This is a genomic window from Longimicrobium sp. (assembly GCF_036399255.1).
In the GTDB taxonomy this organism is placed as follows: Bacteria; Gemmatimonadota; Gemmatimonadetes; order Longimicrobiales; family Longimicrobiaceae; genus Longimicrobium.
This window is the reverse complement of sequence record NZ_DASWNM010000143.1, coordinates 42,754-49,440: the sequence shown is the minus strand read 5'-3', so window position 1 is coordinate 49,440 and position 6,687 is coordinate 42,754. Positions and strand designations below refer to the sequence as shown.

Annotated in this window: 9 protein-coding genes; 3 read left to right on the top strand and 6 right to left on the bottom strand. The window is 67.4% G+C overall.

Translation table 11 applies throughout. From position 1 onward, the window contains the following. Positions 1-180: 180 nt before the first annotated feature. Positions 181-594: a hypothetical protein gene (locus tag VGC13_RS27420; RefSeq protein ID WP_331128518.1), complete on the top strand. Its 414-nt coding sequence runs from the start codon at positions 181-183 to the stop codon at positions 592-594. A 22-nt stretch (positions 595-616) separates the two neighbouring features. After that, a complete protein-coding gene (locus VGC13_RS27415; RefSeq protein WP_331128517.1) occupies positions 617-1,099 on the top strand; it encodes an SRPBCC family protein in 483 nt (160 codons plus the stop codon). Here VGC13_RS27415 and VGC13_RS27410 read toward each other — a convergent pair. The 4 genes from VGC13_RS27410 to VGC13_RS27395 all read right to left on the bottom strand — a co-directional run bounded on the left by VGC13_RS27410 (position 1,094) and on the right by VGC13_RS27395 (position 3,434). Beyond that, positions 1,094-1,579 (bottom strand): hypothetical protein, encoded by a 486-nt coding sequence (locus VGC13_RS27410; protein ID WP_331128516.1) that lies wholly within the window; start codon positions 1,577-1,579, stop codon positions 1,094-1,096. The genes VGC13_RS27415 and VGC13_RS27410 overlap by 6 nt on opposite strands. Then, positions 1,576-2,715, bottom strand: coding sequence for a hypothetical protein (locus tag VGC13_RS27405; protein ID WP_331128515.1), 1,140 nt, complete (start codon positions 2,713-2,715; stop codon positions 1,576-1,578). The genes VGC13_RS27410 and VGC13_RS27405 overlap by 4 nt, the downstream gene beginning before the upstream one ends. A gap of 38 nt (positions 2,716-2,753) precedes the next feature. Continuing rightward, positions 2,754-3,158 carry a hypothetical protein gene (locus VGC13_RS27400; protein WP_331128514.1) on the bottom strand — a complete coding sequence of 135 codons (405 nt, stop codon included), beginning with the start codon at positions 3,156-3,158 and terminating at the stop codon, positions 2,754-2,756. 63 nt (positions 3,159-3,221) lie between these two features. After that, positions 3,222-3,434, bottom strand: a complete 213-nt coding sequence (locus tag VGC13_RS27395) for a hypothetical protein (RefSeq protein ID WP_331128513.1) — start codon at positions 3,432-3,434, stop codon at positions 3,222-3,224. Positions 3,435-3,802: 368 nt separating this feature from the next. Between VGC13_RS27395 and VGC13_RS27390 the strand changes: the two genes are divergently transcribed. Beyond that, positions 3,803-4,090 (top strand): hypothetical protein, encoded by a 288-nt coding sequence (locus VGC13_RS27390; RefSeq protein ID WP_331128512.1) that lies wholly within the window; start codon positions 3,803-3,805, stop codon positions 4,088-4,090. Between the two features lie 71 nt (positions 4,091-4,161). Here the strand turns inward: VGC13_RS27390 and VGC13_RS27385 are convergent, their stop codons facing one another. Both VGC13_RS27385 and VGC13_RS27380 read right to left on the bottom strand, forming a co-directional pair. Next, the gene (locus VGC13_RS27385) at positions 4,162-5,550 is read right to left on the bottom strand and encodes an amidohydrolase family protein (RefSeq protein WP_331128511.1); all 1,389 of its coding nucleotides are present in this window, start codon (positions 5,548-5,550) and stop codon (positions 4,162-4,164) included. 299 nt (positions 5,551-5,849) lie between these two features. Beyond that, on the bottom strand, positions 5,850-6,347 hold the full coding sequence (locus tag VGC13_RS27380; protein WP_331128510.1) for a hypothetical protein: 498 nt from the start codon (positions 6,345-6,347) through the stop codon (positions 5,850-5,852). Positions 6,348-6,687 lie beyond the last annotated feature (340 nt).

The following is a 6,687-nucleotide window of genomic DNA, read 5'->3' as shown; positions in this document are numbered from 1 at the left end:
CGACACGGGCGGACAGGGCCAGTGCCGGAGCGGTGCGGCGGGGCACCAGCAGCAGACAGTAGATTTCTCAGTCGGCGCGCAGGATTTCGTGCGAGCCGATGGTGCGGTGTGGCGCCTCCTTCGAAATGACAGACCGGCGCGTGCGCAGGGATTCTTGAACACACTCTTACGCGAGGCACGATGGTGATACTCCAGATCCTGACCCTGTGGCTGATGCTGGCGGGGGAGCCTGCCTGCGCGGAGAGGGCGTTGTGCTCGTGCGCCATCCGCTCGCAGGAGCTCAGCTTTACGCGTGCGGAGGCGGTGTTCACGGGCGTGGCGACGGAGCTCGGAGAATTGGCCGCCGAAGAGGGGCAGCCAGTCACGTTCCGCGTCACGCGGCGCTGGAAGGGTACCGCCGCCGCCGGGACGATCGTGGTCCGTGATGCGCATCCGTGCGGCGTGTACTTTCGCGCCGGGTCGGAGTACGTCGTCTATGCCCTCCGTTCCGAGAGGGGGCAGCTGTACACGACGTTCTGTGCACGCTCGCGCCTGCTTTCGGAGGGTGCGGAGGACGTGCGCGCGCTGGACGCCATGACGCCCAGGAGCCGCTGATGGTGTGCGCGCAGTCCTTCTCGTGATTTCCATCCACCTCTCCACGCGCATCGCCGCGCTACCGGAGCGCGTGTTCGACCTTACGCGCAGCATCGACCTGCACACGCGCTCGCTGGACTGGACGCGCGAAGTGCCGGTGGCGGGGCGCACCCGCGGGCTGATCGGGCTGGACGAGACGGTGACGTGGCGCGCGTGGCACCTGGGCGTGCGCCAGCGCCTCACCAGCCGCATCAGCGCGTACGACCGGCCGCGGTACTTTCAGGACGTGATGGTGCGCGGCGCGTTTGCGTGGATGGAGCACGACCACTGGTTCGACGCCGCGCCGGACGGCGGCACCGTGCTGCGCGACGAGTTCCGCTTCGCCGCGCCGCTGGGCGTGCTGGGCCGCATCGCCGAAACGCTGGTGCTGCGTCGCTACATGACCCGCTTTCTGGAGCGCCGCAACGCCGTCATCAAGCGCGTCGCGGAATCGGACGAGTGGCGGGAGTTCGTGGACGCTTCATGAAGGCGGGCGACCCATCAGCCGGGCCAGCGCTTCGGCTGAAACGCCCTGGCCGGTCGGGAACGCGCCCGCGACGCGCCCGCGCCGGTCGAGAACGATCGCGAAGGGCGTTGAGCGGAACCCGAGCGTCCGGGCGACCGACCTGGCATCGGCCGCCGCGATCCGTCCCAGCGGAAACCGCACCCCGTCGCCTTTCAGAATCGCGCGTTCGGGTGCGGACATCTCGCCGGTGCCCACGACCAGCCCGCGTACGGGAAAGCGTCCCGCGGAATGCAGCGCGTTCCAGCCACTCACGATCGATCCCGATCCGCGGCAGTCCTCTACCTGCAGCACGATCACGACCCCTCCGGCGCTCTTGCCGCGTCCCAGAAGCTCGGGGACGCTGCGCGATGGGCGCAGGAGGGCGCGCGTGTCCGCGTACAGGGCGACGGACGACCGGCCAACGATGACGAAGGCGGCGAGAAGCAGGACCGCGCGGATCATCGAAGCACCTCCCGCAGCGACACGCGGTGAACCCCGCTGTCCGTCGTTTCGCGCAGCAGTACCCGCGAGTCCTGGATGTCCAGCGGGAACCAGGAATCCGGCATCAGCACGCTTCCCGACTCCTCGCCTTCGATCGACATCACCACCCACCGGCTCACTCCGGGTCCGGATGCCGGCATCCGGACCCACACCTTGCCGCTTGCGTCCACACGCAGGCCGCCCACGGCCGGAGCCCGCACGCGCGTGCCCGCGGAGCGGAGCTGGCGGCGGATCTCCTGGCGCGTACCCTCGTTTCCGAATTCGCCGAGCACGTCGTCGATCTCTCCCCGGGTCAGCTCGCGATGCGCGGCCGTGGGAAGCCGAATGCCGCGGACGCGCGTTCCGGCGCGGTCGTACACCGCAATGATGGCCGAGTCGGACGACGCGTATACCACGTGATCGCCGCTGGCATCGGCGAATCCCGCTTTGCCGAAGGGAAACTGGCTCGCGCGAAAGCTGTTCGCATCCTTGTACAGCAGCCACTCCGCACCCGCAAACCGTCCGATCTCGCCCGCGGGCTCACCCGTGGGTGTGACCACGGAAAGGTGCATCTGGTCCCGCACCAGGCCCCTGTCTCGTCGTGGGTCGTAATGGTTCTCCGCGGATACCAGAACGTGGCCGTCGGCAAGGACGGCGATGGGACGGGCCGGCCCCTGAGCCTCCCGGATCCGGAACTCCCGCGCGAACGCGCCCGACTGGCTCCACACGCTGAACCGCTGCGCGATCACGTCGAAAACGATGAGCGAGTCACCGCGGAACCTGCGGAGCCAGCTGACGGCGCGGAACTCGCCCGGCCCGTCTCCCTCTCGTCCGGCAACGTGCGTCCGCCTGCCGCTTTCGTCGAAGAACTGCAGCTCCGCGGTTCCCGAGTTGCCGATGACCACCGTACCGTCCCGCCCGATCACCCCGCCATACACGCCATCGAGGACCGGACCCGGACCTTCTTCGGAGCCCACCTGCAGGCGCGGTCGTTCGGAGAGCCGCCACGAGGCGGTTTCGGGCGCGCGGCTCGCGGAATCACGGTTGCAGCCCAGCGCGGCAAGAAGGGCCACGAGGGCAGCACAGCGGGTGGTCGCGCGGGAGGAGGGCGGCAGCATGGCGTGTCGCGGCCTGGGGCCAGGGTGCAGAGACGAGGCTAGAAATCGGAGACCCGTACGACCTGTCCCTGCCCATCCAGCACGAGCAGCACGGGAAGGTCGTCATAGCCGTAGGCATGAAGCAGGGACCACAGCCGCCGGTCAGCCCGCGCGCCACGCAGGCGTGGGGTGCGGTCCGGGCGCAGCGGAATCACGCGCACCGGAAGCCTGGGAACGTCGGCTCTCGCCGCAGCGGTCGACCGCGCGCGTGCCTCGTCACCCGGCGACGCGACGAGCACCACCAGGCGTTGCGTGTCGTGCTTCTGTGGATCCGTGAGCAGCGCCGGAGCGGGCGGTGCGGGAACCAGAATGGAAAGCGCGATGCTCCAGACGGCGACCAGTCCAAGGAGCGCCGTCGCAACGGCGGCGAGCGGGTCCGCGGCAATCCAGCCTCGCGTTTTCACGTGCGGCCCTGGTTCCATTGCGACGGCCAGCGGCGAGGGCACGCAGCGGCGCGCCGTTGCCCGCTATTCGATCACGGTGGAGTAGTAGTAGAAGCGCCAGTCGCAGCACCCGGTCCCGCATCGCTCCGCGCAGAGCTGCTGGCACAGCTTGCCGTTGTTGGTGCCGCACCCCTGCACTTGCAGATCGGGCGCGGGGTCTCTGCGGAAGGTAAAGCCCGTGAGGCTCACGAGCGCGATCGCCCCCGCGAGTACCACCGTGCTCGTTCTCGGCTTCATCGTACGATCCTTCCCGGGCAGGAGGACGACTCAAGGAACAATACAGGGTAGGCGCTTGTGGTTTACCTGTCAACAAATATCTCAAAAGGGTCGTTTGACGCCATCGAGCCGACATGCGCGGCCGGACGAGAACGGCGTTGCGAAATCGGACGAGTGGCGGAAGTTTGTGCCGGAGTGATGTCTTTCACGTCTTGAATACCGGATCCGGGAAAACAACACCTTCATGGCTACAGAGGGACCGAGTCAGACAGAGGAACCTGGATGATATTTCGGCTCGCTTTCTCTGTCTGACTCTGTTCCTCTGTACGATTATTGTTTTCAGCATCTGGTAGAAGACGATCGATCCACCCTGATCCTGCCTGCTGACGATGAGCACGTTCAATCGGTGGAACCTGGAGCCCGACGTGGTGCCGCAGGGCGATGAGTTCCTCGCATCCTCCAACGCCTTTCCCGGTGTGTACGGGGAAGGGGAGACGCGCGAGGAGGCCATCGACAACTTCTGGGAGATGGTGGACTTCATCGGCGGCCTGGCCCGCGCGCCGGACTGGCCGCACGACCGCTCGCCCTACCTGGAGCCGTGGGAGGCGCAGGGCGACGATGGGTTCCTGGCGGATCTCGAGAAGGGTGCGGAACCGTGGGATGAGGAGCCGGGCTGAGCGGCCGCCGTCCTCGCTCCGCCGGCCGGCGCTCCGCGGTCCATCATCCAAAGCCCGTCCGGCGAGCGCGTTCATCGCAGGTAGGGCGCGACGTTGCGGGCGATGGCGCTGAACTCGTCCTCCGTAAGCGGCACCAGGGTGCGGAAGGCGATCCACGCGTCCCGCGCGGGCATGCTGGGCGGTGACATGTCGCTGCCCCACAGCATCCGGTCCACCCCGATCCGGCGGATGCGCTGGGCAACCGTCCGCATCTGCCGCACCGTGGTTTCCCATCCATCGGTGCCCTGGGCCACGTGCGCGATGTCGGAGACGTCGAAGTAGAGGTTGCGGGTGCGTGGATCACCGGCGGCCACCGCGTCCGCGTACACCTCCAGCGCGGCATCCGAGAACGCGCCGCCGCCCCAGAGGTGGGCGATCTGCACCGGGACGTCGGGCGCGGCCGGCAGGACCTGCTCCAGGAAAGCCCGCGCGTGCTCACGCCCGTACGTCCGCAGATCCCCGCGAACGTGGACGGCGATGGGAATTCCGAGCGCGTTGGCCGCGCGAAACACCCCCCGCAGCGTCCGCACGTGCTCCGCGTTCAGCACGTCGACCCCGCCCTGAAAGTGGAGCTTGAGCCCGCGAAGGCCAAGCTCGCGCGCACACCGCTCCAGCTCCTGGACCGCGTAGTCCCGCAGCGGATTGACGCTGCAGAAGCCGGCCAGCCGGTCCGGAAAGCGCGCCACCTGCCGCGCGGTCCAGTCGTTCTCGGCGCGCACCCTGGCGTGCTCGTCGGGCAGCGGCGGATCCACGTAGCGGCTGGCGAGCCAGTAGGCCGTCGAGAGCACCACCGCGCGCCGAAGCCCGGCGGCGTCCATCTCGGCGACCAGCTGTTCGACCATGATCGATTCCTGGCGGAAGGGGCCGGGAAACATCGGGTTCTCGGCGGCGATTCTCCACCCGCCATCGGCCGCCCGCCGCAGCGAGAGAAAGAAGTGCCCGAAGCGCCGCGCGTCCTCTCCCTCTCCGCGCGTGTAGTATCCCGCAATGAAGCCGCCGGACGCATCCGCCTCGTACGCCACCGGCGTCATCCCGTACGCGCTGGTGAACTGGGCTTTTACGCGGCGCGCGGTCGTCGAACGCCCGCGCACCCAGTCCGGCGCCCTGAACTCGAAGAGGACGGTGCTGTCCGTGTACAGCTCGGCGAGCGCCGCCTCGTCGTTCCAGCGCTCTTCCCGCTCGCGAAGCAGCCGCGCGAGCTCCGCGGGAAGCGCAACGGCGGCGCGGTGCGGACTGATCACCGCGCTGTAGACTTCGGCCGCGTCGGGGCTGGGCAGGTGCTTGTGATGATCGACGACCGGGAACTCCACCGCGTACGCCGCGGGACCGGACCGCGGAGCGTTCGCCGGGACAGCCGGGACGTGCCCGCAGCCGCCGCCCGTGATCAACAGCGCCGCGAGACAGAGCGCGGATCGCATCATGGCATCGCCCGTTTCCCCTGATGTGGCCGCGCCGGCGGTGCGCGGCGCGGGCGGGGCGAGCGAGATCATCCATCCCCCCGACACTCAGCCGCTCGCCACCTGTGCGTCGCTGAGTGGCGCGAGGGCCGCTGATCGTTGTATGCGCCGGTGGCTCCTTCCACGCCTCTACATGCCGGGCACTAGGCTGCGACCACATCCGGGCGCTGCGAGAGCACCGAGCGCCGCCCGCCGGCCAAGGAACGCGCTACACGTTGAGCTGGCGGTGCATCAGAGATTTCGCCAGTCCTCGTCAGGCGAGGCTACTCCGTAGCTTGAGATTTCACTGACGCACCCTTTGTGGGGCGCCGCAACTGTCCTGCGCGTCCTAGCAGCACATCTTCAATCCGGACTGGCCGCACATCGACGTTTAGCCATCCCGACTGAGGCGCAACCGCCGATACTCTGAGAATGACGAAGTATCCTTGTAGCGCATCGTATGCTCCCGTTGCCTGCGGCTGCCAGAGGATGTCTCCGCTCTCACGCTGCTTTACTCTGAGGTCAAAGCCTTCCACTGGCCACCTCCCAATACGCACCGAATCCACAATAAGAATATCGTGCTCACGGCTATAATGGTCGTGGACCGCCTCGCGGCAGATCATCAGGTTCAGGCGGACGATGCTTCCTTCGTTTTCCGTGAGGAAGCTCGAAAACTGGTCTATTTCGTCAGTGCCCGCGATCTCGTCCTGGTCGAGAAAGTCATTGTAGCACCACAGGCCCTCCTGGGTCGGAACACCTGGACTGCTGCTCTCTGTGGCCACATCGGAATCGGCGAACCGCGTATCCTGCGCAGGGGGTGCGCGCCGTGAGACTGAAGTGTTCCTTTCCATGGCCCGCGGTAGCCAGAGAAGCAGGAGGGCACCCATCATCGCATAGAGCGGTCGATGTCCCAACCCCGAAATCCGAACTCCCGAGCCATCCTTCAACACCCAGAGAAGTGGCTGTCTGCGTAGGTAGCGATGTAACGCGACGGCAGACGAGATCAGGAGTGCTGATCCCACGTACGTGACAGTCGGCGAAACTACCGTGTACGCGTTGCTCACAGCGTCGAGCGCGGCACCAAACAACAGTATCCCGCCTACCACGGAAAGCACGGGAACT

What these genes read in the sequence shown, in the direction of transcription:
- VGC13_RS27420 (WP_331128518.1), top strand. Translation starts at nt 181, where the DNA reads ATGGTGATACTCCAGATCCTGACCCTGTGGCTGATGCTGGCGGGGGAG.
- VGC13_RS27410 (WP_331128516.1), bottom strand. Translation starts at nt 1,579, where the DNA reads ATGATCCGCGCGGTCCTGCTTCTCGCCGCCTTCGTCATCGTTGGCCGG.
- VGC13_RS27405 (WP_331128515.1), bottom strand. Translation starts at nt 2,715, where the DNA reads ATGCTGCCGCCCTCCTCCCGCGCGACCACCCGCTGTGCTGCCCTCGTG.
- VGC13_RS27395 (WP_331128513.1), bottom strand. Translation starts at nt 3,434, where the DNA reads ATGAAGCCGAGAACGAGCACGGTGGTACTCGCGGGGGCGATCGCGCTC.
- VGC13_RS27390 (WP_331128512.1), top strand. Translation starts at nt 3,803, where the DNA reads ATGAGCACGTTCAATCGGTGGAACCTGGAGCCCGACGTGGTGCCGCAG.
- VGC13_RS27385 (WP_331128511.1), bottom strand. Translation starts at nt 5,550, where the DNA reads ATGATGCGATCCGCGCTCTGTCTCGCGGCGCTGTTGATCACGGGCGGC.